Source organism: Roseovarius sp. MBR-6 (genome assembly GCF_040547525.1).
GTDB lineage: Bacteria > Pseudomonadota > Alphaproteobacteria > Rhodobacterales > Rhodobacteraceae > Roseovarius.
In genome coordinates, this window is the sequence record NZ_JBEPPW010000021.1 from 11960 (window position 1) to 38771 (window position 26812).

General features: G+C 67.3%; 26 protein-coding genes and 1 pseudogene. 14 read left to right on the forward strand and 13 right to left on the reverse strand.

All coding sequences use genetic code 11. The features are described from left to right. Positions 1-39: 39 nt before the first annotated feature. Together ABIE57_RS17835 and ABIE57_RS17840 are read left to right on the forward strand one after the other, a co-directional pair. A complete protein-coding gene (locus ABIE57_RS17835; protein ID WP_354540387.1) occupies positions 40-546 on the forward strand; it encodes an RNA polymerase sigma factor in 507 nt (168 codons plus the stop codon). A 27-nt stretch (positions 547-573) separates the two neighbouring features. Beyond that, positions 574-1281, forward strand: a complete 708-nt coding sequence (locus tag ABIE57_RS17840) for an anti-sigma factor family protein (RefSeq protein WP_354540388.1) — start codon at positions 574-576, stop codon at positions 1279-1281. A gap of 48 nt (positions 1282-1329) precedes the next feature. Here the strand turns inward: ABIE57_RS17840 and adh are convergent, their stop codons facing one another. Both adh and ABIE57_RS17850 read right to left on the reverse strand, forming a co-directional pair. After that, on the reverse strand, positions 1330-2850 hold the full coding sequence (gene adh, locus ABIE57_RS17845; protein WP_354540389.1) for an aldehyde dehydrogenase: 1521 nt from the start codon (positions 2848-2850) through the stop codon (positions 1330-1332). Positions 2851-2958: 108 nt separating this feature from the next. Continuing rightward, positions 2959-3918, reverse strand: coding sequence for a GAF domain-containing protein (locus tag ABIE57_RS17850; protein WP_502950141.1), 960 nt, complete (start codon positions 3916-3918; stop codon positions 2959-2961). 373 nt (positions 3919-4291) lie between these two features. On the opposite strand from ABIE57_RS17850, the gene ABIE57_RS17855 reads away from it, so the two are divergent. Next, positions 4292-5236, forward strand: a complete 945-nt coding sequence (locus ABIE57_RS17855) for an acetamidase/formamidase family protein (RefSeq protein ID WP_354540390.1) — start codon at positions 4292-4294, stop codon at positions 5234-5236. Positions 5237-5683: 447 nt separating this feature from the next. Here the strand turns inward: ABIE57_RS17855 and modC are convergent, their stop codons facing one another. The 6 genes from modC to ABIE57_RS17885 form a co-directional block, all read right to left on the reverse strand. After that, on the reverse strand, positions 5684-6796 hold the full coding sequence (gene modC / locus ABIE57_RS17860; RefSeq protein ID WP_354540391.1) for a molybdenum ABC transporter ATP-binding protein: 1113 nt from the start codon (positions 6794-6796) through the stop codon (positions 5684-5686). After that, positions 6796-7464 (reverse strand): molybdate ABC transporter permease subunit, encoded by a 669-nt coding sequence (gene modB, locus ABIE57_RS17865; RefSeq protein WP_354540392.1) that lies wholly within the window; start codon positions 7462-7464, stop codon positions 6796-6798. Before modB ends, modC begins: the two co-directional genes overlap by 1 nt. Before the next feature lie 3 nt (positions 7465-7467). Further along, positions 7468-8259 carry a molybdate ABC transporter substrate-binding protein gene (gene modA, locus ABIE57_RS17870; protein WP_354540393.1) on the reverse strand — a complete coding sequence of 264 codons (792 nt, stop codon included), beginning with the start codon at positions 8257-8259 and terminating at the stop codon, positions 7468-7470. A gap of 64 nt (positions 8260-8323) precedes the next feature. Further along, a complete protein-coding gene (locus ABIE57_RS17875) occupies positions 8324-8695 on the reverse strand; it encodes a winged helix-turn-helix domain-containing protein (protein WP_354540394.1) in 372 nt (123 codons plus the stop codon). Positions 8696-8818: 123 nt separating this feature from the next. Beyond that, positions 8819-9517, reverse strand: a complete 699-nt coding sequence (hutC, locus tag ABIE57_RS17880; protein ID WP_354540395.1) for a histidine utilization transcriptional repressor HutC — start codon at positions 9515-9517, stop codon at positions 8819-8821. Between the two features lie 2 nt (positions 9518-9519). Next, complete coding sequence (locus ABIE57_RS17885) at positions 9520-10881, reverse strand: formimidoylglutamate deiminase (RefSeq protein ID WP_354540397.1); 1362 nt, start codon at positions 10879-10881, stop codon at positions 9520-9522. Positions 10882-10979: 98 nt separating this feature from the next. Here ABIE57_RS17885 and hutI point away from each other — a divergent pair, with 98 nt between their 5' ends. From hutI to ABIE57_RS17925, 8 genes are all read left to right on the forward strand, one after another. Next, positions 10980-12179 (forward strand): imidazolonepropionase, encoded by a 1200-nt coding sequence (gene hutI / locus ABIE57_RS17890; protein WP_354540398.1) that lies wholly within the window; start codon positions 10980-10982, stop codon positions 12177-12179. Beyond that, the gene (gene hutH / locus ABIE57_RS17895) at positions 12176-13702 is read left to right on the forward strand and encodes a histidine ammonia-lyase (RefSeq protein ID WP_354540399.1); all 1527 of its coding nucleotides are present in this window, start codon (positions 12176-12178) and stop codon (positions 13700-13702) included. Before hutI ends, hutH begins: the two co-directional genes overlap by 4 nt. Then, entirely contained in the window at positions 13699-14490 is a 792-nt protein-coding gene (hutG, locus tag ABIE57_RS17900) for an N-formylglutamate deformylase (protein WP_354540400.1), read from the forward strand. The genes hutH and hutG overlap by 4 nt, the downstream gene beginning before the upstream one ends. A 2-nt stretch (positions 14491-14492) precedes the next feature. Next, positions 14493-16178 (forward strand): urocanate hydratase, encoded by a 1686-nt coding sequence (hutU, locus tag ABIE57_RS17905; protein ID WP_354540401.1) that lies wholly within the window; start codon positions 14493-14495, stop codon positions 16176-16178. A 166-nt stretch (positions 16179-16344) separates the two neighbouring features. After that, positions 16345-17769, forward strand: a complete 1425-nt coding sequence (locus ABIE57_RS17910) for a circularly permuted type 2 ATP-grasp protein (RefSeq protein ID WP_354540402.1) — start codon at positions 16345-16347, stop codon at positions 17767-17769. A 5-nt stretch (positions 17770-17774) separates the two neighbouring features. Further along, positions 17775-18713, forward strand: coding sequence for an alpha-E domain-containing protein (locus tag ABIE57_RS17915; RefSeq protein ID WP_354540403.1), 939 nt, complete (start codon positions 17775-17777; stop codon positions 18711-18713). A 4-nt stretch (positions 18714-18717) separates the two neighbouring features. Beyond that, entirely contained in the window at positions 18718-19515 is a 798-nt protein-coding gene (locus ABIE57_RS17920) for a transglutaminase family protein (RefSeq protein ID WP_354540404.1), read from the forward strand. Between the two features lie 7 nt (positions 19516-19522). Beyond that, complete coding sequence (locus tag ABIE57_RS17925) at positions 19523-20263, forward strand: proteasome-type protease (RefSeq protein WP_354540405.1); 741 nt, start codon at positions 19523-19525, stop codon at positions 20261-20263. Between the two features lie 10 nt (positions 20264-20273). Here ABIE57_RS17925 and ABIE57_RS17930 read toward each other — a convergent pair whose 3' ends face one another. The 5 genes from ABIE57_RS17930 to argB form a co-directional block, all read right to left on the reverse strand. Continuing rightward, the gene (locus ABIE57_RS17930; protein ID WP_354540406.1) at positions 20274-21512 is read right to left on the reverse strand and encodes an META domain-containing protein; all 1239 of its coding nucleotides are present in this window, start codon (positions 21510-21512) and stop codon (positions 20274-20276) included. A gap of 164 nt (positions 21513-21676) precedes the next feature. Next, the gene (locus ABIE57_RS17935; protein WP_354540407.1) at positions 21677-22792 is read right to left on the reverse strand and encodes an acetoin utilization protein AcuC; all 1116 of its coding nucleotides are present in this window, start codon (positions 22790-22792) and stop codon (positions 21677-21679) included. Continuing rightward, positions 22789-23286 (reverse strand): SixA phosphatase family protein, encoded by a 498-nt coding sequence (locus ABIE57_RS17940; protein ID WP_354540408.1) that lies wholly within the window; start codon positions 23284-23286, stop codon positions 22789-22791. Before ABIE57_RS17940 ends, ABIE57_RS17935 begins: the two co-directional genes overlap by 4 nt. After that, positions 23283-23930, reverse strand: a complete 648-nt coding sequence (locus ABIE57_RS17945) for a ferredoxin (protein ID WP_354540409.1) — start codon at positions 23928-23930, stop codon at positions 23283-23285. Before ABIE57_RS17945 ends, ABIE57_RS17940 begins: the two co-directional genes overlap by 4 nt. Before the next feature lie 4 nt (positions 23931-23934). Next, positions 23935-24828 carry an acetylglutamate kinase gene (gene argB, locus ABIE57_RS17950; protein ID WP_354540410.1) on the reverse strand — a complete coding sequence of 298 codons (894 nt, stop codon included), beginning with the start codon at positions 24826-24828 and terminating at the stop codon, positions 23935-23937. 120 nt (positions 24829-24948) lie between these two features. On the opposite strand from argB, the gene ABIE57_RS17955 reads away from it, so the two are divergent. From ABIE57_RS17955 to ABIE57_RS17965, 3 genes and pseudogenes are all read left to right on the forward strand, one after another. Beyond that, positions 24949-25671 (forward strand): SDR family oxidoreductase, encoded by a 723-nt coding sequence (locus tag ABIE57_RS17955; protein ID WP_354540411.1) that lies wholly within the window; start codon positions 24949-24951, stop codon positions 25669-25671. Between the two features lie 50 nt (positions 25672-25721). Further along, a complete protein-coding gene (locus ABIE57_RS17960) occupies positions 25722-26366 on the forward strand; it encodes an RluA family pseudouridine synthase (protein ID WP_354540412.1) in 645 nt (214 codons plus the stop codon). Between the two features lie 141 nt (positions 26367-26507). Then, a pseudogene (locus ABIE57_RS17965) lies at positions 26508-26695 on the forward strand (IS5/IS1182 family transposase); the annotation flags it as partial. Positions 26696-26812: the final 117 nt, after the last annotated feature.

Here is a 26812-nt window from a genome sequence, read left to right on the forward strand (position 1 = left end):
TTATTCCCGGCGATGTTACCAAACAGGTCAGCGTGGTTCATGCAGGATTCTTTTGTCGAGGACATCGTGGCGCTCCTGCCGAACCTCAAGCGGTTTGCTCTATCGCTCTGCCGCAAGCCCGATATTGCCGAGGACCTCGTTCAGATCACCGCCGAGCGCGCCTTTCGTGCGCGCCATCAGTTCGACCCTGCGACACGGCTGGAGGCGTGGTTGTTCCGCATCCTGCGCAACGCCTGGATCGACATGCTGCGCCGTGACAGGACGCGGGGCGAGACGGTGGATATCCACGACACCCCGCAGCCCGATCCGGTCGACAGCGCCGCGCAGACCGATGACCGGCTGATGCTGCAATCGGTGCGGGCGGCGATGGAAACCCTGCCCGAAGATCAGCGCGCGGTGCTGCATCTGGTCTGCGTCGAGGGCCTGAGCTATGCCGAGACGTCGCAGACCCTGGGCATACCGCAAGGCACCGTCATGAGCCGGTTGAGCCGGGCGCGGCGCGCACTAGGCGAAAAAGTGGGAATAAATGGCCGGGCGGGCCGTTGACGCCGTGCAACGCAAAGGATTGCGCCGATGGATATTGACGATGACACACTGATGGCGCTCGCCGATGGCGAGATCGACGGCGACGAGGCCGCGCGCCTGCACGCCGCGATCAAGTCGGACCCGGCGCTGGCGGACCGCTATGCGCTCTACGCGCAGACGGCGGACTTGGCGAGACAGGCCTCGCTGGCAGATCCCGAGGCGGCGGTTTCGCCCGATCTCGAGGCGCGCATCCGGGCGCTGGCCGCAACCACGCCGCCCGCGGCCGGAAACGTGGTGCCGCTGCGCCGCGCCGCGCCGCGTTGGCAGCCGATGGCGCTGGCCGCCTCGCTTGCGCTGGTGGTCGGTCTCTCGGCGGGGATGTTTCTTGCCCCCGGCGCACCGGAAACCGGTGCGCCGCTGTTGAGCGCCGCCGTGCAGGAGCGGTTGAACACACTGCCCTCGGGGGCCGGGATCACATTGGCGGACGGGCGGCGCATGAACGTGGTTGCGTCCTTCACCGATGGCGCGGGCGCGTTCTGCCGTGAATACGAGACGGCGGCAGTGGGCGGGCAAGGTCATGTCGGCATCGCCTGCCGGGACGGGGCCGATTGGTCCCTGCGCTTTGCGGTCGCAACGGCATCGCAGGCGACCGGCTATGCGCCTGCCTCGTCGCTCGACGCGCTCGACGCGTTCTATGCCGGGGCCGGAGCGTCAGAGCCGCTCTCGGAAGAGGCGGAACGTGCGTTCCTGAAATGACTGGCCGCCGGGTGCCCCCGGCGACCGATACCCGTTTCAGGTATACCCTCAGAAAAAGCCGAGCTTGTTGGGGTTGTAGCTGACCAGCATGTTCTTGGTCTGCTGATAGTGGTCGAGCATCATCTTGTGGTTCTCGCGCCCGACGCCCGACTGCTTGTAGCCGCCAAAGGCCGCATGGGCCGGATACGCGTGATAGTTGTTGACCCAGACGCGGCCTGCCTCGATGGCGCGACCGAACCGGTAGGCGCGGCTGCCGTCGCGCGTCCAGACCCCGGCCCCCAGGCCATACATCGTGTCATTGGCGATGGCCAATGCCTCGGCCTCGTCCCTGAAGGTGGTGACGCTGACGACGGGGCCAAAGATTTCCTCCTGAAAGACCCGCATCTTGTTGTGGCCTTTCAGGATCGTGGGCTGCACGTAATAGCCCCCCGCCAGTTCGCCGTCGAACCGCGCGGCATCCCCGCCGACCAGAACCTCGGCCCCCTCTTCGACACCGATGGTCAGATAGGACAGGATCTTGTCCTGTTGCTCGGCACTGGCCTGTGCGCCGACCATGGTTTCGGGGTCACGCGGATCGCCCTGCTTGATCGCCTTCACCCGCGCGATGCAGCGGGCGATGAATTCTTCGTAGATATCCTCCTGGATGAGCGCGCGGCTGGGGCAGGTGCAGACCTCGCCCTGATTGAAGGCAAAGAGCACGAAGCCCTCGACCGCCTTGTCGAGAAACGCGTCGTCCTGCGCCATCACGTCGGAGAAGAAGATGTTGGGCGATTTGCCGCCCAGTTCCAGCGTGACGGGAATGAGGTTCTCGGTCGCGGCCTGCATGATCTTGCGCCCGGTCTCGGTCGAGCCGGTAAAGGCGATCTTGGCAATGCGCGGGCTGCGCGCCAGCGGCGCGCCCACCTCAGCGCCCATGCCGTTGACGATGTTGAGCACGCCCGCAGGCAGCAGATCGGCGATCAACTCGGCCAGCACCATGATCGCGGCGGGGGTCTGCTCCGCCGGTTTGAGCACGATGCAATTGCCCGCCGCCAGCGCCGGCGCAAGCTTCCACGCCGCCATCAGGATCGAGAAATTCCACGGGATGATCTGCCCCACGACGCCCAGCGGCTCGTGGAAGTGATAGGCGACCGTGTCATGGTCGATCTCGGACATGGTGCCTTCCTGCCCGCGCAGAACGCCCGCGAAATAGCGGAAGTGATCGACTGCCAGCGGAATGTCGGCGGCCATCGTCTCGCGGATGGGCTTGCCGTTGTCCCATGTCTCGGCCAGCGCGATAAGTGCCAGATTGGCCTCGATCACATCGGCGATTTTCAACAGGATGTTCGACCGCTCAGCGGCGGATGTCCGGCCCCAGCCCTCCTTCGCGGCATGGGCGGCATCGAGCGCCAGTTCCACATCCGCCGCGTCCGACCGCGCCACCTCGCAGACCACCGCGCCGGTGATCGGGGTGATATTGTCGAAATAGCGCCCGTTCACGGGGGGCACGAACGCGCCGCCGATGAAATTGTCGTAACGGGTCCTGAACGGCGCGCGCTGATTGCCCGCCACCTGTGTCATCTCGTTCATTCGGGTTTCCTCCGGTTGTCCCCGGTCCTCCGCCGGGAATGGGGATACCCTGCGCCATGCCACGCCCCCCGTCAGCCCATGCAAGGGCGACGGGCGGGCGCACCTGTCTCAGTCCTGAGACAGATTGCCGGTGCTTTCGTTGAGACCCAGCCGTTTCATCCGCCGATAGAGCGTCGCGCGCCCGATCCCGAGCGCCCGCGCGGCCCCGGACACGTTGCCATCCGCGCGCGCCAGCGCCCGAATCACCGCCGCACGTTCGGCCTTCTCGAAGCCGCGCGGCCCGTCCTCTCTGCCGAAAATGTCGCTTGCGGGCACCGGGCGGATCGCCGCCGCCTGCCCCAGCCCGAACGCCTTGCGCGCCGCACGGGTGGCCCCCACGACGATATCGTCGCCGTCGACGGCCAAGAGCATCGCCGCCTCGCTGTCGTCGTGGTCGGCATAGAGGATGCGGGCGCGCGGATAGGCGGCACGGAAATTGTCGGCCTCGATCTGCCGCGCGGTCTGCGCCACCATCGCGCCAATGAGCCGGTTGAACGCCTCGGTCTGGTCCGAGCGCGCGGAGGAGACATCGAGCGCCGCGATGATCCGCCCGTCGGCCCCGTAGATCGGCGCATCCATGCAGCTCATCGCTGTGTTGCGCGCGAGGAAGTGCTCGTCGCGGTGGATGATGACGCGGCGGTCCTCGGCGATGCAGGTGCCGATCCCGTTGGTGCCCTCGGCGGCCTCGGACCAGTCGGCCCCCTGCCACAACCCCCAATCCTGAAAAATGGCGGCGTCGCCCTGCGCGCAGCGCTGATCGAGCACCACGCCCTCGGCATCGGTCAAGAGCACGGCGCAGCCCGAATGTCCCAGCAGACCGAAAAGCTGATCGAGCTTCGGCGCCGCCACTTGAAGGAACTGCTCCAGCCCCGCCTGACGCTGCCGCAACTCGGCCTCACCCACCCGCTCGGGCGCGCGCCGCTCGGCCGGGTCCAGCCCGTGCTGCACCATCGAGCGCCGCCACGATGCCACAACCCGCGACCGTGCCGGGGCAGAGACGGATTGGGACTGTTCCAGAACCCGGTCCACATGGCGGCTCTTGTCGGTGATGGCGCATACCCCACGTTCGGCTATCCGGCGAGGATACCCCACAAGGCCTGCTCGTGCAAATCACGTGCGGCCTGACCGGGATGGAGGCGGACACATCGCGGCGCGCCCGGGTTTCGGCCGAACGACGCAGACAGCCGGTGGGCTTCATGCCGCGCCTTGGTTTCAGCCTGCACCTCGTCATCGGTCCACCCTCGCGCGCTCTTGCTCCGGGTCACGCACCCGTCTATCGCCTGTGTGGTGGGCAACCGGTTCTCTCTGATGATCTTCGACAGGGTGGATCGCGGCGGGCCGCCCCAACGCCTCCCATATGATCAACAGGGACTGACAGATATCACGCGCAAGGATCAGGAACATGCATGTAACCGCCGGACCCGAAACCTGCCACTGGGGCTATTTCGACGCGTCTCTGCCCCCCGTTGCCACGATCGCCAGCGGTGACGAGATCACGATCGACACGGTCTCTGGCGGGCCGACTGCGCTGCCCGGCGCGGGATTTCACGTTCCGCCGGAACTTCTGGCCATCCACGCCGGCGGTGTTCCCGCCATGCCCGGCCATATCCTGAGCGGACCGGTCGCGGTCGAGGGCGCGCGGCCCGGTGACGTGTTGCAGATCGACGTTCTGGATGTCGCGCTTCGGCAGGACTGGGGCTATACGTTCATCCGTCCGCTGGCCGGGACGCTGCCGAAGGATTTCCCCGAAACGCATCGGATGATCACCAAGATCGATGCCAGGGCCAACACCGCCCTGTTGCCCTGGGGCCTGACACTGCCGCTGACCCCCTTCTTTGGCGTCATGGCGGTGGCACCGCCGCGCGCATGGGGGCGCATTTCCACCATCGAGCCGCGCGCGCATGGCGGGAACCTTGACAACAAGGAGCTGGTCGCGGGCAGCACGCTCTTTCTGCCGGTGCTGGTGGAGGGCGCGCTGTTTTCCTGCGGCGACGGCCACGGCGCGCAGGGCGATGGCGAGGTCTGCGTCACCGCGATCGAAACCGCCCTGCAGGGCAGGTTCCGCCTGACGGTCCGGCGCGATCTGGATATGGACTACCCCGAGGCCGAAACCCCCACCCACCTGATCACCATGGGCATGCATCCCGACCTCGACACCTGCGTCGAGATTGCCCTGCGCCGGATGATTGCGCGGGTCTGCGCGCGCGCGGGCATTACCCGGGCCGAGGCTTACATGCTCTGCTCCCTGGCGGGTGATCTGCGGATCACCCAAACGGTCAACCGCGAAAAGGGCGTGCATATGATGATGCGCAAGGCACTGTTGCAACCGTCGCGCCAGAGCGGCTGAGGCCCCTCAACCTCCCGCGTGGTGCGACCGCGCCGTCCCGACAGCGCTGACGGCATCCGGCACTGGAAGCGGCAGATGAAAACAGGCACGCGTCACGACGTCGGCAACGGCCCCATGACCCTGGCGTTCGACACCTGACACAACGTGCCTGATGCCGACGGGGAACGTTCATGGCCTTGAGCGAACAGTCAAGGCGCAGTCCCCTTGCGCGGAATCAAGACGCGGAACGCGCCGCCGCGCATCGCCCGACCGCCCGTCGCACCAAAGGTGCGCCACTTTTAATCGGCACGCCTCCGGCGTGACGGGCGGGCGTTTTTGCAACACTCAACCCGCCATGATCGTTCAAGGATTCGGCACCATAAAGTGATGCCCACAACCCGATCAGACCGCCCGCCAGTCCGACAGCGGCCCCGATCCCGAGAGAAAGCGCAGGGCGTGCCCGGCGTGTCACTGTGCGGCCCGCTGTGCTGACCTGTCATCATTGCGAGCGCGGGCAACGTGATCGCGGGCGACGGACATGGATTTGAGGATGGCATGAACCGTGTCGCCGGGGTGCAGGCCCAACTGCTCTGCGGCACGGCGGGTGATGCGGGCGAGGATCTCGTGATCGCCTACCGCGATATGGACCATCACGCCCGGCCCGCCACCGGGCACGATCCGCACCACTGTCCCGGCGATGATGTTCTGCGCCGACAGCCCTTCGGGGCGGGCCCGCGACAGGATCACCTCATGCGCCATGATCCGCACGCACACGCGGGTTCCCGGCGCGCCCTCGACCGTCGGCAAAAACAGCGGCCCGGTCGGCGCATCGAGCCGGGTCAGACCGTCGGGCAGGTGCTCGGCCACGGTGGCGGGGAGCATGGCGGCCACCTCGCGGATGCCCATGGCGCGCAAGGCGTCCGGGTCGGCCATCACCTGCGCCGTGGTGCCGGTCCGCACGACCTGACCCGCCGAAATCACCACCATCCGGTCGGCGAGCAACTGCGCCTCGTTCACGTCATGGGTCACAAGGACCACGGGCATTTTGAGATGGGCGCGGAGCGCGATGATCTCGCTATACAGTTTCTCGCGCGTGACGCGGTCCACCGCCGAGAACGGCTCGTCCAGAAGCAGGGCCTGCGGGCGGCGGGCGAGCGCACGGGCCACGGCCACCCGTTGTTGCTGGCCGCCCGACAGTTGCGCCGGCGTGCGGTCCGACAGGCCGTGCAGATTGACCAGATCAAGAAGCCGTTCCGCCTCGCCCGCCTCGGGCGCGTCCATGGCGGCCATCACGTTCCGGGCGGCGGTCATGTGCGGGAAAAGTGCATAGTTCTGGAACACGATGCCCACCCGGCGGCGATGGCTGGGCAGGTTCACCCGCGTTGCCGTGTCGAGCCAGGCCGTCCCGTCCACGGTCACGCGCGCCACCTCCGGTCGCCACAGCCCCGCGATGGTTCGCAGCAGCGTTGTCTTGCCCGATCCTGAATGGCCGACCAGCGCCAGCAACTCGCCCGGTTCCACCCGGAAGGCCACGTCGAGCGGGATGGGCGCGGCCGCCCGCGCCATGACCTCCAGCGCCATCAGCCGAGCCTCCGCCCGACACGGGACGACAGCCAGAATGTCACCGCGATGGTGAAGAGCGAGATCGCCACCAGCACCCCCGACATGATCGCGGCCCCCCGGTCGTCAAAGCCCTGCACCCGGTCATAGATGGAAATGGCAATGGTCCTGGTCTCGCCGGGGATCGAGCCGCCCACCATCAGCACGATGCCGAATTCGCCCAACGTATGCGCAAAGGTCAGAACCATCGCCGTCATCAGCCCCGGCCAGGCGAGCGGCAACTCAACCTTCCACAGGCTGCGCGCAGGCGACATCCCGCAACAGCTTGCCGCCTCGCGCACCTCGACCGGGATCGCCTCGAACCCGCGCTGCGCGGGCTGAATGGCAAAGGGCAGGTTGAAGATGATGGAGGCCACAACCAATCCCTCGAAACTGAACACCAATTGATGACCGAAGAGGTCCTGCCACAGATCGCCCACCACCGAGCCACGCCCGAAGGCCACCAGCAGGTAGAAGCCGAACACCGTGGGCGGCAGCACCAGGGGCAGCATCACCAGCGCCTCGATCAGCCCCTTGGCGCGGAACTGGCGATAGGCGAGGACCCGGCCCATCACGATGGAGACCGGCAACAGGATGGCCACCGTCCATCCCGCCAGCCGCAGCGACAGCCAGAGCGCCGTCCAGTCCATGCGCTATTCGCCCTTGGGCAGAACGAAGCCGTAACGCTCCATGATCGCGCGCGCCGCCGGTTCCTTCATATAGGCATAGAAGGCCTCGGCCACGGGGCCTGCATCCTTCAGCAGCGCCATGCGCTGACGCAAGGGTTCATGCCAGTCCGCCGGGATCAGCGCGTAGGTGCCTTTCGGCGAGACCTCGGGCGCGAGAGCCAGAGAATAGGCGATGATGCCGCCCTCGGCATTGCCCGAAAGTGCGAATTGTGCGGCTTGGCTGACATTCTCGCCCAGCACGATCACCGGTTGCAGATCGTCCCAGATGCCTTTGGTGATCAGCGCCTCGCGCGCTCGCATCCCGTAGGGCGCGTGATCGGGGTTGGCGATGGCAAAGCGGGTGATCTGCCCCGCCGCCAGCATCCCGGCCAGATTATCCAACTCGGCATCCGGCGTCAGGGTCGATCCGTGCGGCACCATGATGACGACCCGGCCAATGGCATAGAGGTCGCCCTCGTCGCGGGTCAGCCCTTCGGCATGCAGGTCGGCGATGAATTTCTCGTCCGCCGCCATGAAGATCTGGAACGGCGCGCCTTCACGGATCTGGCGGGCGAAGTTCCCCGTTGAGCCCATCGAAAGCCGCACCTTCATGCCGGTGTCGGCGGCGAAAGCCTCGGCAATCTCGGCGACCGCGAATTGCAGGTCAGAGGCGGCGGCAATCACAGGCGCATCGTCCTGTGCCAGCGCAGGGCCCATCGCAAGGCCAATGGCCGCCACAGCGGCAAGGACGGACCGGCGGTTGAAGACCAGCGGCATGGGCAGCACTCCTGGGATATGTTTCTCGAAACATATCGTCAAAAACGACCTGACCAGTCAACCGTTATTTTTCCTTGGGAATATCCCTGAGCAGCGCCTGCATGGCCCTGAGCCGCCCGGCACCGGCGTCTGCGGCCTCGGCTTCGAAGCCGCGATAGTGGTTCAGGACGATGCGCCCCGCCTCGGTCAGCACCGCGCCCCCGCCGCCAGGACCGCCCCGCGTGCTTTCCACCACCGGGTCGCGGAACATCGCATTCAGCGTGCCGACCAGCTCCCATGCCCGCTTGTAGCTCATCCCCATCTCGCGCCCCGCGGCGGCGATGGACCCGCAGCGGTCGATGCGTTCCAGCAGCTCGGCCTTGCCGGGGCCGATCATCTCGTGGTCGCCAAAGACGATCCTGATCCGAAGACGGGGGCGATTGGGTTCGTTTTCCATGGCAAGACAATCGCCTTGCGGCACGCGATTTGCAAGCAGGCCCCCAGAGGGGCTGCGGCCCGACGGCGCGCCCGATCTTCGGTTCAGGGGGCTACGGGAATTCCGATCGGAGTTGCCGCCATCTCATAGATCGGTGGTAAGCCGGTGACCCGGCGGGTAGGCAAGGCGCACCCAGGTGATCGGCAGAGCCGCTTTCCAGGTGGTGCGCTCCAGCGTGAAGAGCGCCGCACCGGGCGCGCAGCCAAGCGCCTCAGCCGTCTCCGGGTCCGCCGCCATCGCAGAGAGCGCGAGCGCGCCGCGCGTGTAGGGCACATTTTGCACCAGCCAGGCATTGGCACTCTGCTGCGAAAGGTCGAGCGCGGCAAAATCCGGCACGGTTTCGGTGTCCACCCAGCGATCCTCATGCGCGTAGGGCGCGCCGTCGGCAAGGTGCAGCGCCACGACATGCAAGAGCCTGCGATCAGGCGGCAGGTGCAACAGGCTCCGCACCGCGAGCGGCGGCGTGCCCTCTTCGCGCAGGATCAGCGCATGATCGTAATGTGCGCCGCGCGCCTCGACCTCCTCGCGGATGACGGGGATGCGCAGCGTCGCGCGGCGCACCGGGTTGAGCGCCACGCACGTGCCCGCCTTGCGCCGCCGTTCCAGATAGCCCGCCTCGGCCAGATGGCGCAGCGCACGGTTCACCGTGGTGCGCGCGCATCCCATCTCGCCCGCCAGATCGACCTCGTTGGGAATCAGGTCGCCCGGTGCCCAGTCCCGGCGGCGGATACGGGCAAGCACCTCGTCGGCCACCGCCCGCCAGGATGTGAGCGCCTGAGCCATGCTCAGAGCGCATCGCGCAGGCGGCGCAGCGTGGCGGCATAGCCCGCGCGGATCGCACCCTGCGCATGATGGCGCCCCGCGCGCACAAGGTGGCGGCCCGCCGCCCACACATCCCTTACCATCCGGTCATCGCCCGCGAAAATCCAACTGTCGAGCAAGGTGTCGCCGCTGCGGCCCGCAAGGTCAACCGCCGCGCCGTCAAGCGCCAGCAGATCGGCCCAGAGACCCGGCGCAATCGCCCCGGCCGCGCGCCCCGCCGCCTGCGCCCCGCCCCGACACGCCGCGTCATAGAGAACCCGCCCGGTCGAGGCCTCGGGTCGCGCCAGTGCCGCGCGCGTCCGGTCCCGCAGCCGCTGCGAATAATCCAGCGTGCGCAACTCCTCCGACAGCGCGATGCGGATATTGCTGTCCGAGCCGATCCCGAACCGCCCGCCCGCCTCGCACCAGCGCACCCCGTCGAAAATTCCATCGCCCAGCGAGCTTTCGGTGATCGGGCACAGCCCTGCCACCGCCCCGGTCGCGGCCAGCGCGCGGGTCTCCTGGGGCTGCATCTGCGTGCAATGAATGAGGCACAAGCGCGGATCGACCTGCACATTGGCCAGAAGCCACTCCACCGGGCGCGCGCCCCATGCCGCCTGTACCTCCTCGACCTCGGCCACCTGTTCGGCAAGGTGCATGTGAATGGGTCCGGCACCCAGCGCCGTCACCGCGCGCAACCCCTCGGGGCTGACCGCGCGCAGGCTGTGGGGGGCAACGCCAAGGGCCGTGTCGACAGGCAGATGCGCAATCGCCGCGCCCGCCGCCTCATGCAACCGCGCAAATCCGTCCGGATCGGTGCCGAATCGCGCCTGTCCGGGGCCAAGCGCGCGGCGATCGCAGCCGCCGAACTGATAATGCACCGGCAGAAGCGTCAGGCCGATGCCGGTGGTCGCCGCCGCCGCCGCGATGCGCGCCGACATCTCGGCCAGATCGGCATAGGGCACCCCGCCCGGCGCGTGGTGCAGATAGTGAAACTCCACGTTGCAGGCATAGCCGGCCTCCAGCATCTCCATCTGCACGAAGGCGGCGATGGCCTCCACGTCCTCGGGCGTCAACCGGTCGAGAAACCGGAACATGAGCTGCCGCCATGTCCAGAAGGTATCACGCGGATCGGGGCCGCGCCGCTCAGTGAGCCCCGCCATGGCGCGCTGAAAGGCGTGGCTGTGCAGGTTGGCGGGCGCGGGCAGCAGGATCGCGTGACGCTCGCCCTCGGGGGACGCGTCGCGCGCGACCCCGGCTATGCGCCCGTCGTCGTCGATTTCGACCCGCACGCCGCGCGCCCATCCATCCGGCAACAGCGCCTGATCCGCCCAGAGAACCGTCATGCCTTGCCCCGCTCATTACCGGTTGACAGAGATATTATGTGCATACATATTACAGATAACAAGAGAGTTGACAAGCCCGAGTCGTGCATGAGGGACGAATGGCCATCGAAGTTCTGAACAACGCCCGCATCGCCACGCTCGACAGCCCCGGTTACGGGTTGATCGAGGCGGGCGCGCTCGTGCATGACCACGCCCGCATCCTCTGGGTCGGCCCCGAACAGGACCTGCCCGCCGAGCACGCCCTTGCCTCCCGCCTCGATATGGGCGGGCGGCTCGTCACGCCTGCACTCATCGACTGCCACACCCATATCGTCTTTGCCGGTGACCGCGCGCAGGAGTTCGAAATGCGCCTCCAGGGCGCAAGCTATGAAGACATCGCCCATGCGGGCGGCGGGATCCTGTCGACCGTCGCCGCCACCCGCGCCGCCACCGAGGAGACGCTGATCGCGCAGGCCCTGCCCCGGCTCGACGCGCTCCTTGCCGAAGGGATGACCACGGTCGAGGTGAAATCGGGCTACGGACTTGAGCGGGAAACCGAACTTCGGATGCTGCGCGCCGCGCGCCGCCTTGCGCAAGTGCGCCCGGTCCGCGTGCGCACCACATACCTTGCCGCCCATGCCTGCCCGCCCGACTACAAGGGGCGCGCAGATGCCTATATCGACGAGGTCTGCCTGCCCACCCTGCGCGCCGCCCATGCCGAAGGTCTGGTCGACGCGGTGGACGGGTTCTGCGAGGGGATCGCCTTCGATGTCGCGCAGATCGCCCGCGTTTTCGACCTCGCGCGCACCCTCGGCCTGCCGGTCAAACTCCATGCCGAGCAGTTGAGCCACCAAGGCGGCACCGCGCTCGCCGCGCGCTATGGTGCGCTCTCGGCCGATCACGTCGAATACGCCACCGCAGAGGATGCCGCGCTGATGGCCGCCTCAGGCACGGTGGCGGTGCTTTTGCCCGGTGCCTTCTATACGTTGCGCGAAACGCAACTGCCGCCTGTCGCGGCGTTCCGCGCGCATCATGTCCCCATGGCGCTGGCCACCGATTGCAACCCCGGCACCTCGCCGGTGACCTCGCTGCTTCTGACCATGAACATGGGCTGCACGCTCTTCGGCCTGACGCCGGAAGAGGCGCTGCGCGGGGTCACCACCCATGCCGCCCGCGCCCTTGGCCTTGACGATTGCGGGCGCATCGCGCCGGGGCTGCGCGCCGATCTGGTGGTCTGGAACGTCACCAATCCGGCGGAACTGTCCTGGCGCATCGGCTTCAATCCCCTTCACGCCCGCATTTTCGGAGGTTCCGAATGACCCTGACGCTGACCCCCGGCGCGACCACGCTCGCGCAGCTTGAAACGCTCTGGCGCGAGGGGATGCCTGCCCGGCTCGACCCCGGCGCGCGCGGCGCGGTCGAGGCGTCTGCCGCGCTCATCGCCGAGGCCGCGCGCGGCACCGAGGCCGTCTATGGCGTCAATACCGGCTTCGGCAAGCTCGCCTCGGTCAAGATCGCGCCCGAGGATACCGAGGCGCTGCAACGCAACCTGATCCTGTCGCATTGCTGCGGCGTGGGCGAGGCGCTCGATCCCGCCGCCACGCGGCTGATGATGGCGCTCAAACTGCTGAGTCTCGGGCGCGGGGCTTCGGGCGTGCGGTGGGAGATCGTCGCGCTGATCGAGGATATGCTGGCGGCGGGCGTGGTGCCCGTGGTGCCGTGCCAGGGCTCGGTCGGGGCCTCGGGCGATCTGGCCCCGCTGGCGCATATGGCCGCCGTGATGATCGGCGCGGGCGAGGCGGTGGTGGCGGGCGCGCGCCTGCCCGGTGCCGAGGCGCTGGCGCGCGCGGGCCTCGCGCCCGTGGTGCTCGGCCCCAAGGAGGGGCTCGCGCTCATCAACGGCACGCAGTTTTCCACCGCGCTGGCGCTCACCGGCCTTTTCGACGGCTGGCGCTGCGCGCTCGCGTCGATGGTTACGGCGTCCCTGTCCACCGACGCGATCATGGGTTCGACCGCGCCCTTGCAGCCCGAAATCCACGCGCTGCGCGGCCATGCCGGCCAGATCGAGGTGGCCCGCGAGATGCGCGCGCTGATGGAGGGATCGGTGATCCGCGAGAGCCACCGCGACGATGACGCCCGCGTGCAGGATCCCTATTGCATCCGCTGCCAGCCGCAGGTGGCGGGCGCAGCACTGGACCTGCTGCGGCAGGCGGGGCGCACACTGGAAATCGAAGCCAATGCCGTGACGGACAATCCGCTTGTCCTCGGGCCGGGGCGTATCGTCTCGGGCGGCAATTTCCATGCCGAACCGGTGGCCTTCGCCGCCGACATCATCGCGCTGGCGCTGGCCGAGATCGGGGCGATTGCCCAGAGGCGCGTGGCGCTGATGGTCGACCCGACGCTGAACCATGACCTGCCCCCCTTCCTCACCCCCGCGCCGGGGCTCAATTCCGGGCTGATGATCGCCGAAGTAACCACCGCCGCGCTGATGAGCGAGAACAAGCATCTGGCCAATCCCTGTTCCACCGATTCGACGCCCACCTCCGCCAATCAGGAGGATCATGTCAGCATGGCCGCCCATGGCGCGCGGCGGTTGGGGCCTATGGTGCGCAACCTTTCGGTCATCCTCGGGGTCGAGGCGATTTGCGCCGCGCAGGGCATCGAGTTTCGCGCGCCGCTGACAACCTCGCCGCGCCTGCAAGCGGCGATTGCCGCGTTGCGCGCAGAGGTGGCGGCACTCGGGCCTGACCGCTACCTCGCCCCCGATCTGGACCGCGCCGCAGGCATGATCCGCTCCGGCGCGTTCATTGCGGCGGCAGGGGTAGAGGGCGTGCACCCATGACCCCGGTGATGGTGAGCCAAGGCGACAGCCCCGTCGTGCTCGGCCTGCCGCATGTCGGCACCGATGTGCCGCCCGATATTGCCGCCCGCCTCAATGCACGGGGGCGGATGCTGGCCGATACCGATTGGCATGTGGACCGGCTCTATGATGGCTTGCTGCCGGGGGCCACGACCGTGCGCGCCACCTTCCATCGCTACGTGATCGACGCCAACCGCCCGCCCGAAGGATCAAGCCTCTATCCCGGCCTGAACACCACCGGCCTTGTGCCGCTGACCGATTTCGACGGCGCGCCGATCTGGGATACACCCCCCGACGCGGCAGAGATCGAGGCGCGGCGGGTTGCGTATCACGCCCCCTATCATGCCGCGCTTGCGGCGGAACTGGAGCGGGTGCGCGCAAGGCACGGCGTGGCGATCCTATATGACTGCCACTCGATCCGCTCGCGCATCCCGTTCCTCTTCGAGGGCACCTTGCCCGATTTCAACATCGGCACGGCGGAGGGCACGAGTTGCGACGCGCGCATCGCGGCGGCGGTCGAAGCCGCCTGCCTGGCGACGGGTCGGACCACCGTGCGCGATGGCCGGTTCAAGGGCGGCTGGTGCACCCGCCACTATGGCCGCCCCGCCGCGAATATCCACGCGATCCAGATGGAACTGGCGCAATCCACCCATCTCGCCAGCGAATCCCCGCCCTTCGCCTATGACCCGGACCGCGCCGCCACGCTGCGCCCCGTCCTGGCCGAGATCCTGCACAAACTGGCCGCGCTGGCCCCCGACCTGAGAGGCTGACCATGACCGATCCCCGTCACAATCTCCGCGATGTCTATCCCGCCACGGGCACCGAGATCACCGCCAAAAGCTGGCTGACCGAGGCACCGCTGCGGATGCTGATGAACAACCTCCACCCCGACGTGGCCGAGAACCCGCACGAGCTTGTGGTTTATGGCGGCATCGGGCGGGCGGCGCGCACATGGGAGGATTTCGACCGCATCTGCGACGCCTTGCGCGCGCTCGAGGCCGACGAGACGCTGCTTGTGCAATCGGGCAAGCCGGTGGGTGTGTTCCGCACCCATGCCGATGCGCCGCGCGTGCTGATCGCCAACTCCAACCTCGTGCCGCATTGGGCGACCTGGGATCATTTCAACGAGTTGGATAAAAAGGGGCTGGCCATGTATGGCCAGATGACCGCCGGAAGCTGGATCTATATCGGCACGCAGGGCATCGTTCAGGGCACGTTCGAGACCTTCGCCGAGGCGGGCCGCCAGCATTACGACGGCGATCTGCGCGGGCGCTGGATCCTGACCGCAGGGCTTGGCGGCATGGGCGGCGCGCAGCCCCTGGCCGCCGTCATGGCCGGGGCCTGCTGTCTGGCCGTGGAATGCGACGAGACGCGCGCCGATTTCCGTATCCGCACCCGCTATTGCGACGCCAAGGCCCATGACCTCGACGAGGCGCTGGCCATGATCGACGGTTGGTGCAAGGCGGGCGAGGCGAAATCCGTGGCCCTCATCGGCAACGCAGCAGAGGTGTTTCCCGAACTGGTGCGCCGGATGAAGGCGGGAGGCCCGCGCCCCGATATCGTCACCGACCAGACCAGCGCGCATGATCCGATCCACGGCTACCTGCCCCTGGGCTGGAGCGTGGCGGAGTGGCGCGCCAAACAGGAGAGCGACCCCAAGGCCGTCGAGGCCGCCGCGCGCGCCAGCATGAAGACCCATGTCGCCGCCATGGTGGATTTCTGGAACGCAGGCGTGCCGACGCTCGATTACGGCAACAACATCCGGCAGGTGGCCCAGGAGGAGGGGCTGGAAAACGCCTTTGCCTTCCCCGGTTTCGTGCCCGCCTATATCCGCCCGCTCTTTTGCCGGGGCGTCGGGCCGTTCCGTTGGTGCGCGCTCTCGGGCGACCCGGAGGATATCTACAAGACCGACGCGCGCATGAAGGAACTTTTCCCCGACAACGCGCATCTGCACACCTGGCTCGACATGGCGCGCGAACGCATCGCCTTTCAGGGTCTGCCCGCGCGGATCATGTGGATCGGGCTGGGCGACCGGCACCGTGCGGGCCTTGCCATCAACGAGATGGTCCGCAATGGCGAGTTGAAGGCCCCGGTGGTGATCGGGCGCGATCATCTCGACAGCGGCTCGGTCGCCAGCCCCAACCGCGAGACCGAGGCGATGCTTGACGGCTCTGACGCGGTCAGCGACTGGCCATTGCTCAACGCGCTCCTCAACTGCGCCTCGGGTGCCACCTGGGTCAGCCTGCATCATGGCGGCGGCGTCGGCATGGGGTTCAGCCAGCATTCCGGCATGGTGATCTGCTGCGACGGCACCGAAGATGCCGACCGCCGCATCGAGCGGGTGCTCTGGAACGACCCGGCCACCGGCGTGATGCGCCACGCCGATGCGGGCTACGACATCGCCCGCGAGTGCGCGGTTGAACATGGCCTGAACCTGCCTGCAATTCTCAAGACGTAGGCGCCCGCCCGTCACGCACCTGTCAAAAAGCCTAGGAAAACAGCAAAACATGCGCGTATGCTTGTTTTCCGGGCGGTGACGGCCCCGGCGGGGACCAAAGCGCATGTCTCGCTGGAGGCGCTTTGCCGCCTCGCGTTTGCTGCGGGGGAGAGAAACGGGGGTGCGCATGAGCGAAACGGAAATCTTCGACGAAATGTGGGGCACGGATGCGCGCCTGCGCGCGCCCTACAGCGGCTTTCACGACTGGTTCGGCCGCGAGGACCCCAAACGCCTGCGCGCCAAGCAGCGCGAGGCAGAGGAGCTTTTCCGCCTGACGGGCATCACCTTCAACGTCTATGGCAAGGCCGAGGCCGAAGAGCGGCTCATCCCCTTCGACATCATCCCGCGCATCATCTCGGGCACCGAATGGGCGCGGCTCTCGCGCGGGATCGAGCAGCGCGTGCGCGCGATCAACGCCTTTCTGCACGACATCTACCACAAGCAGGAGATCGTGAAGGCGGGCCGCATCCCCGAAGAGATGATCCGCCGAAACGATGCCTTTCTGCCCCATATGATCGGGGTCGAGCCGCCGGGCGGCGTCTATACCCATATCGTCGGCGTCGATCTGGTGCGCACCGGGCCGGGCGAGTTCTTCGTGCTCGAGGACAATGCCCGCACGCCCTCGGGCGTCAGCTACATGCTGGAAAACCGCGAAACCATGCTGCGCATGTTCCCGGAACTCTTCTCGCAGAACCGGGTGCGGCCGGTGCAGACCTACCCGTTCGACCTGCGCCGCTCGCTGGCCGCCTGCGCGCCGGGCTGCGCGGCAAGCGATCCGGTGGTCGCCGTTCTGACACCGGGAATCTACAACTCGGCCTATTTCGAACACGCCTTCCTTGCCGACCAGATGGGGGTGGAGCTGGTGGAGGGGCACGATCTGCGGGTGGTCGACGGCCGCGTCGCCATGCGCACGACCAAGGGATACAAGCCCATCGACGTGCTATATCGCCGGGTGGATGACGATTTCCTCGACCCGCTCAATTTCAACCCCGACAGCACGCTTGGTGTGCCGGGGATCATGGATGTCTACCGCGCGGGCGGTATCACCATCGCCAATGCGCCGGGCACCGGCATCGCCGATGACAAGGCGATTTACAGCTACATGCCCGAAATCGTGGAATTCTATACCGGCGAGCGCCCGATCCTGCAAAACGTGCAGACCTGGCGCTGCTCGGAGGCCGACGCTCTGGCCTATGTGCTCGACAATCTCGCGGATCTGGTGGTCAAGGAGGTGCATGGCTCTGGCGGCTACGGCATGTTGATCGGCCCCACCGCAAGCCGCAAGGACATCGCCGCCTTCCGCCGCAAGCTCAAGGCGCGGCCCGGCAATTACATCGCGCAACCGACGCTCAGCCTCTCGACGGTGCCGATCTTCTCGCGGGCGGGGCTGACACCGCGCCATGTCGATCTGCGGCCCTATGTTCTGGTCAGTCCCGGCAACATCAACGTCACCCCCGGCGGCCTTACGCGGGTAGCGCTCAAGAAGGGCTCGCTCGTGGTCAACTCGTCGCAGGGCGGGGGCACCAAGGACACCTGGGTTCTGGAGGATTGAGCGCGATGCTGGGAAAAACCGCCAATGGCCTCTTCTGGATGTCGCGTTATCTGGAGCGGGCCGAAAATACCGCCCGCCTGATCGAGACCGGGCAGCGCATCGCGCTGACCCGTCTTGGCGACGACGATGCCCGCGAATGGGCCTCGATCCTGCAAAGCGCCGGATCCTACCCGGACTTCATGAATGCCCATGAGGAGGTGACCAAGGAGGCCGCAATCAACTGGATGCTGCGCGACCGCGACAACCCGTCATCGATCCGCACCTGCATCGAGGCCGCGCGACAGAACGCGCGGCTGGTGCGCACCGCCATCACCGGAGAGGCCTGGGAGGCGATCAATGCCGCCTACATGAGCGCGAATGCCAGCATTGCCCGCAAGGTGGCCGAGCGCGACCTGACCGAGGTCCTGCAACGGATGCGGCAGGCCACGGCGCTGGTGCGCGGCATGATCCTCGGCACGATGATGCGCAACGAGATCTTCGATTTCCTGAGGATCGGCACCTTTCTGGAGCGCGCCGATTACACCGCCCGGATCATCGACGTGAAATATTACGTGCTGTTGCCGTCAATCAACGCGGTCGGCACGATGATCGACAATGTCCATTGGGAAAGCATCCTGCGCGCGGTTTCGGGGCGGGGGGGCTTTCGAATGGAATATGGCGCAGGTGGCGGCCCGCGCGAGATCGTGCATTTCCTTGTCCTCGACAAGAGGATGCCGCGCAGCCTTGCGTTCTGCGTCTCCAAGATCGAGGACAACCTGCGCTATCTCGACCCCGAGGGCCGCAGCCCCACGCTTCGGATGGTGCGCGATCTCAAGACGCAGTATCTCTCGCATGACGTATCGGCCATCTTCGATTATGGCCTGCACGAATTCATCCAGAGCGTGCTTTCGGCGCTTGGCGATGTTGCGGCGCAGATAGAGCGCGATTTCCGATTTTATGAGTGATCCCATGCAGCTTGAGATACACCACACCACGCGCTACCGCTTTGCGGCACCGGTGACATACGCCCTGCAACAGGTGCGCAAGATCCCCAAGAGCACGCCGCACCAGAGCGTGCTTGAGTGGTCCACCGAGGTGACGGGCGGCACCAAGCAGCTCCGGTTCGAGGATCACCACAACAACGTGGTCGAGCTTATCAGCTTTGACCGCGACACGACCGAGATTTCCGTCGTCTCGCGCGGGCGGGTGGCGCTGGAGGACAATCACGGCATCGTCGGGCGTCATCGCGGGCCCGCGCCGCTCTGGCTCTACCGCACCCATACGCCGCGCACCCAGCCCGGCGCAGGGGTCCGGGAGACGGTGCGCCGCGTGCAGGGCGAGACCACGCTTGACTGGCTGCACGCGCTCTCGTCGCATATCCGCGACACAATCGCCTATGAGGTCGGCTCCTCGCATCCCGGCTGGGGCGCAGAGGATGCCATATCGGAGGGGCGCGGCGTCTGTCAGGATCACGCCCATGTCTTCATCGCCTGCGCGCGGCACATGGACATTCCGGCGCGCTATGTCTCGGGCTATCTGATGCTGGACGACCGCACCAGCCAGGACGCCATGCACGCCTGGGCGGAGGCCCATGTCGAGGGGCTGGGCTGGGTCGGCTACGACGTCTCGAACGGGATTGCCCCCGACACCCGCTATGTGCGCGTCGCAACAGGGCTGGACTATGCCGACGCCGCGCCTGTATCCGGTATGCGGATCGGGGGCGCCGCCGAAGCGCTCGATGTCCGGATCGACGTTTCGCAGCAGTGAGGCCCAGATGACCTATTGCGTTGGCATGATGCTCCGGCGGGGTCTTGTGTTCATGTCCGATACCCGCACCAATGCCGGGCTCGACAATATCTCGACCTTCAAGAAGATGACCGTCTGGGAAGCGCCGGGCGACCGGGTGATCACGCTGCTGTCCTCGGGCAACCTTGCCACGACACAGGCGGTCGTGAGCCTTCTGGACGAGCGCACCAAGGCCCATGACGATCGTGTGCCCACGCTGCTCGGTGTGCCCTCGATGTTTCAGGCAGCGCGGCTGGTGGCCGACACGCTGCGCGAGGTCATCGCCACCCATCGTCAGGCCGGACAGGAGGCCGACAGCGCCTTTCGGGCTACGCTCATCCTCGGCGGCCAGATCGCGGGCGGCCCGCCGCGCCTGTTCCTCATCTACCCTGAGGGCAATTTCGTCGAGGCCAGCGACGACACGCCGTTTTTCCAGATCGGCGAGACGAAATACGGCCGCCCGATCCTTGTGCGCGCCTATGATCCGGACATGGGCTTTGCCGCCGCGATGAAGCTTTTGCTGGTCAGCTTCGATTCGACGCTCAAGGCCAATCTATCGGTCGGCGCGCCATTCGATTACCATTTCTATCGGGCCAACAGCCTGCGCTCCGGCTTGCAGGGCCGGATCGAGGCCGAGGACGTCTATTACCGCGACATCGCCGACCGATGGGGGGAAGCCCTCAAGGACGCGCTTGACGGGCTGCCGGATTTCGACCTGCCGCCCGCCTGAACCACGCCGCTCAGCGCGCCGCCTCGATCAACACCTCGTCGCGCGGCCCGCCCATCAGCAAAAGCGCACCATCCGCTCCGATGTCGAACCGGCGCACCTGTTCAAGCGCGTCGAGCATCGCCCGCTCCTGTGCCATCAGCGTGTCGGGACAGGCCATCAGCGTCGAGCCGAGCGCGCCGAACTCAAGCCCCTCGCCCGTCAGCGTGAACCCACCGACAAACCGGTTGCAGCCGGTGCTGCCGGCCACGCGCGCAGGCGCGAGGAAGGTGAGCGACACGCGCTCCGCCTCTTGCGGTTCCTCGCCGCCAAGGGCCGTGACCTGCCATGTCGCCCCGGTCAGCAAATCGCGCGGCTCGCCACCGCAGCCGTCAAGCACCCGGTCGCCCAGCAAAAGCGTTGTCGTGTCGGGATAGGGCATCCCCGTCGCCGCATCACGGCAGAGCTCTTCCTCGATCCGAAGGCTTGCCCCGGCCTCGGGCATGTCGAACAGATAGGCACCCGGCAGAACCCCGACCGCAGGGCGCGCGGCCTCGCGCCGCAGCTCGCCATAATCGGCGACGATCTCCACCTGTTCCTCGCCGAGGTCCACATGCCAGCCCGGCTCGATCCCGCGTGCCCGATAGGGGCGGCGCTCGGGCGGCTGCACGGCGCGACACTCGGTCAGATCGCGCCCCGCAATCTTGATCGTGAAGGCATCCCCCTTGGACCAGACCTCGGTTTCGGGATCACTCACGCCGACATAGCGCGCCCCGGAGGCCGCAACAGCCTCTCGCAACGGGATATCGCGGCCATCGGCGCGCAACACCATTTCCTCGCCTAGAATACCCACCTCCACATCCTGCTCCTCACAGCTTATCGCGGTGACAAAGGCCAGCGGTGTCACCGGCTCGACCCGGATATTGCCCAGATCGACCGGATCGGCCCCGGCGGCGATGGCCACATCCTGCACGATCCAGCGCGGCGCGCCGTCAAGGCGAATCACCGCCGCCAGATCGCCGCGCAACCCCGACGGAACGGTGAGCGTAAAGGGCAGCGGCACCTGCTGGCCCCCCGCCTTGACCTGTGTTTCGCCCAAGATGGCCCCAAACCGCCCCTCGACCGCCACATGCAGATCGGCCTCGGGCGGCAGGGCAATGCGCTGAAGGTATTCCACCGCGCCCGAGACGGTGCGGTATTTGACCTCCTGCGTGGCACCCGGCTGCGCGCTCAGGAGAAGAACAAGGCCGGAAAAAACGAGAGGACGCGACATCGGTGGCTCCTTCACAGGTCTGTGTATGTGGCCACCCTACCCCCGCACCCCGCGTGGGGCAATCACCGGCTGCCAAGTTTGGACAAGGCCCATGTTCCGGCAGGGCATCGCGCATCCGTGGCGGGGCCTTGCCGCATCCGCGACGCCCGGACACAAGCGCATGCTCAGAGCCAGGCACGGCCACGCGCGCGCAGATGCGCGATGGCCGCGCGCAAAGGGTCGTCCACCGCGCCTTCACGCGGCGCGTCGCGCAACGTATCGACAAGCGTATCTGGTGGGATCGCCGGGCGGCGCGGCCATGTCAGCGCGGCGAGGATCGCGCGGGCGCGCTCGGGCAGGCGCTCGGGGATCTCAAACCCGTTGAGCGTGGCCCAGACCCCGGCCCAGACACGCCCCACCGTCCAGGGGTTGTAGCCGCCCCCCCCCAACACCAGAAATCGCGGGCTGAGCGGACGCAGCAGCGCAACCGCCTGCCAATGGGCGTTGTTCGACAGGCACAGACGCGAGAGCGGATCCTCGGTCACGGCATCCGCCCCGCATTGCAGCACGATCGCCTGCGCGCGCAGCGCCTGCACCGCAGGCAGGATCACCTCGTGCAGCGCCATGGCAAAGCCGCTGTCATTGGTCCCGCGCGGCAGCGGCAGGTTGATCGCCTGCCCGCCCGCACGATCCTCCAGCCCGCCGGTAAAGGGCCAACGCCCCGCCTCATGGGTCGAGATCATCAACACGCGGCTCTCGCCATGAAAGGCCGCCGCCACCCCGTCGCAATGATGCGCGTCGATATCGACATAGGCGATGCGGGTCAGCCCCTGCGCCAGCAGCGCCTTGATCGCCAGCACGGGATCGTTGAGATAGCAAAAGCCGCCCGCGTGATCGGCCATGCCGTGATGCGTGCCACCGCCGGGATTATAGATCGCGCCGCCCCGCGCCAGCAGGTCGGCGGCCAGGATCGAGCCGCCCGCGGCGGTGGCGGGGCGACGGAACATCTCGGGAAAGACCGGGTTGGAGAGCGTGCCGAGATGGTGGCGCGCGCGGGTGGCCTCGGTCACGCGCCCCTCGGTCTCGGCGCGCTGCAAGGCGGCGATATAGTCGGGGGTGTGAAAGGCCAAAAGCGCCTCGGGCCGCGCGCGGGGGCTGTTGAGATATTGCGCGTCGGGAAGCCAGCCGAGCGCACGGCACAGATCGATCACCGTTGGCACGCGCGGGATCGAGAGCGGATGACGCGCCCCGTAGCTGGATCCGCGATAGATCTCGGAGCCGATGAAAACCGGTGCCGTCATGCCTCGTTCAACAGTTCGCGCGGGATCACGAAGCGCGCGGCGCGGCCCGTGCCCTCTTGCAAATCTTGCCAGTCCGCGATGTCGAACTCGGCCACCAGAGTGGCCCCGGTCGGGTAGTCGTCAAAGCGCGGATGATCGGGCGGCGCGCCGACAAGGCGCGCGGCCAATTCGGCGATGCCGGGATTGTGGCCGATCATCAGAACGGTATCGGCACGGGCCGCGCGCAAGGCGGCCAGCATGTCCGCCGCCTCGGCCATGTAAAGACAGTCGAGCAGGCGCGGCGCAAGCGGCAGGTCAAGGCGCGCGCAGGTCTCCTGCGTGCGGGTGGCGGTGGAGCAGAGGATTTCCCCCGGCACCAGCCCCTCCGCCCGGAGCCAGTCGCCAAGCGCCGAGGCCGAGCGCCGCCCGCGCTTGTTCAGCGGGCGCGCGTGATCAGGCAGGCCGGGCGTGCCCCAGTCGGATTTGGCATGGCGCATCAGGATCAGGCGTTTCACTGGAAATACCCCATGTGAAAGGCCGATTGCGCCTCTGTGCGACCGTAACCCCGACTGATCGGACAGGCACGCCGCACCGCACAGCCGCGCGCGCGGCAGTCATTGCCGGGGCGGTCGAGATCGGCCTTGCACGCGGGCACGTCATAGGCACCGGGGTCGAGCGCCCCCACCGGACAGGCCGAACGGCAGGGCTGCCCGGCACAGGTCTCACAGGGCGCGGGCATCGCGGGCGGCAGATCGAGCGCATGAGCAAAGGCGAGCGCCCCCCGATAGGAGACCATCAGCCCCGCCACATCATGCACAAGAAGGCCCACAGGTGACGGCCAGGCCCGCCCCGACCGCCGCGCCCAATCGGTAAAGGGCTGCCAGGGCGGGCCACCAAACGGGAAAAGCGCCCGCCCCCCGAGCGTATCGGCCAGCGCGCCGATCACGCGGTCCGACCAGCGGTTCATCGGGTCGCGCGCGCCGTCAAGGTATTCAGATGTTTGGGTGAAATGGTCCCAGAATCCCGGCTCCTGCGGGCCGAGCAGAACGAGGCTCTGCATCCCCGCCACCTCCTCCGGCCCCAGCCGCAGCGCGCCGAACACGCCAAGGTGATGGGCCTGCGCGGCCCGCTCGATCGTGGCGAGGTCGGGCGCGCGCACCCTCTCAGCCCGGCGCGCGCTTGACCCAGGGCGCGGCATTGCCCCGGATGAGCGAGCCCGCGCCGTGCTCGGTGAAGAGCTCCAGCAGCGTCGCATTGGGCGCGCGCCCATCAAGAATGACCACCGCGCGCACCCCGCCGTCAATGGCCGCAAGCGCGGTCTCGGTCTTGGGGATCATGCCGCCCGCGATCACGCCCTCGCGTGTCATTTGCCGGATCTGCTCGGGCGTCAGTTCGGTCACGACTTGGCCTGACGCATCGCGCACCCCGTCGATATCGGTGAGCAACAGCAGCCGGTCGGCCTTGAGCGCGGCGGCAATCGCACCCGATGCCGTGTCGCCGTTGATGTTGTAGGTCTCGCCCTGCGCCCCTGCGCCCAATGGGGCGATCACCGGGATCATGTCGGCGGCAAAAAGCGTGTGCAGGATCTTGGGGTCGATCTCGGACGGCTCGCCGACAAGGCCCAGATCGGGATGCGCAGGTGTGCAGGTTATGAGGCGCGCATCCTTGCCCGACAGCCCCACCGCGCGCCCGCCCTGCCCGTTGATCGCCGCCACGATGCGCTTGTTGACCGTGCCCGACAGCACCATCTCGACCACGTCCATCGTCGCGGCATCGGTCACCCGCTTGCCGTTCACGAATTCTGATGTGATGTCGAGCCGCGCCAGCATCTCGTTGATCATCGGCCCGCCGCCATGCACGATCACCGGATTGACGCCCACCTGCTGCATCAGCACCACGTCGCGGGCAAATTCCTCCATCGCGGCGTCGCTGCCCATGGCGTGCCCGCCCAGCTTGATGACGACAATCGCACCAGTGTAGCGTTGCAGAAAGGGCAGAGCCTCGGAAAGGGTGCGGGCGGTGGCGATCCAGTCGCGATTCATGTCTCGGGCCTTCATCAGTGTCTCCGGCGGGACGGTGCGTTTCTTGTTAGCCGCTGCGCGCAAAGCTGCCAAGGGCCGTTGAACTTGGCGCTGTCGAGGTTAGGGTGAACTCGCAGAGATCGAAGGGATCACACCATGCGCACATTGCTTCTGACCGGTGCAAGCCGGGGGATCGGGCACGCCACCGTGCGCCGCTTCAATGCCGAGGGGTGGCGCGTGATCACCTGTTCGCGCCACCCCTTCCCGGCGGAATGTCCCTGGGGCGGCGGCGCGCTGAACCATGTCCAGATCGACCTTGCCAGCCCCAGCGACGTGATCGAGAAGGTCGAGGTGATCCGGGGCATGATCGGCAAGCGTCTCGACGCGCTGGTGAACAATGCGGGCATCTCGCCCAAGGGGCCGAATGGCGAGCGGCTCGATACGCTCACCACCGACCTGCGCACCTGGGGGCAGGTGTTCCACGTCAATTTCTTCGCCTCGGTGGTGCTGGCGCGTTCCCTCAAGGACGAGTTGGCGGCGGCCCGCGGCGCGGTCGTCAACGTCACCTCCATCGCGGGCGGGCGCGTGCATCCCTTCGCGGGCGCGGCCTATGCCACGTCAAAGGCGGCGCTGGCCGCGCTGACCCGCGAGATGGCGCATGATTTCGGCCCCCTCGGCGTGCGCGTCAACGCCATCGCACCGGGCGAGATCCGCACCGACATTTTGTCACCGGGCACCGAGGAACTGGTCGACGCCATCCCGATGCGGCGTCTGGGCGAGCCGTCCGAGGTGGCCGACACGATCTATTTCCTCTGCACCGAACCGTCCTCTTACATCTCCGGCACCGAGATCGAGATCAACGGCGCGCAACACGTCTGAGGCATCGCGCGGCATGGTCCCCGCCCGGGCCATCGTGTATGCCCGCGCCCATGACCGAATACGCCCCACCCGACACGCCGCTCGATATCCTGCATGACGATCACGAGATCATCGTGGTCAACAAGCCCTCGGGCCTGCTCAGCGTGCCGGGCAAGGGGCCGGATCTGGCCGATTGCCTGCTTGCCCGTATTGTGGAGGCATTTCCGACCGCGCTTCTGGTGCACCGCCTTGACCGCGACACATCGGGGGTGATGGTCTTTGCCCTCACCCCCCATGCGCAGCGCCATCTTGGCCTGCAATTCGAAAAGCGGCAGGTGCAAAAGACCTATGTGGCGCGGGTCGCGGGGCGGCTCGAACCGGGGCAGGGCACGGTCGATCTGCCGCTCATCGTCGATTGGCCCAACCGGCCCCGGCAGATGGTGTGCCACAAGACGGGGCGTCCGGCGCAGACCGACTGGCGCGTGCTGCGTGCGGGCGACAAGGAAAGCCGGGTGCGACTTAGCCCCAAGACCGGGCGCAGCCATCAGCTGCGCGTGCATATGCTGGCGCTCGGGCATCCGATCCTGGGCGATCCGTTCTATGCCACGGGTGCCGCGCGCGATCACCCGCGCCTGATGCTGCATTCGGAGGAATTGCGCCTGCGCCACCCCGATGGCGGACGCGGGATGCGCTTTCGCGCCCCGGCACCGTTCTGAGGCCGGAATCCGCGTCGGTATCGTGGCGGAGAGGTGGCCGCGGAAATTTGGACCCGTTGTCAACGGGCACCTCGAAAAATTGCCCTGATCTGACCCCCGGCAGTATGATGGCCGGGAAGTTCCATGGCTTGGGGTTTGACGATGGCGCAGATGGGTTTCTTCGATCTTTCGGACCGCCATGCGAGCCTTGATGCCAAGCGTGACCCCCGCTGGTGGAGATCGACGCCGTGGTGCCGTGGGAAGAGTTTCGCCCGGTGCTGGAACGGGTCTGGCGCAAGCCGGAGGCGGCGCGCAAGTCGCGCGCCGGGCGAAGGCCGATGGATGCGGTGTTCGGCCCGCTCACTCGGACCATGTATGGATGGCTCCCGCGGGGCAAGAGATTTTCGGTTGATGCTGGCATGATTTCGGTTGCGGCCATGTATACGGCGTCTGAGTTGCAGCACGGT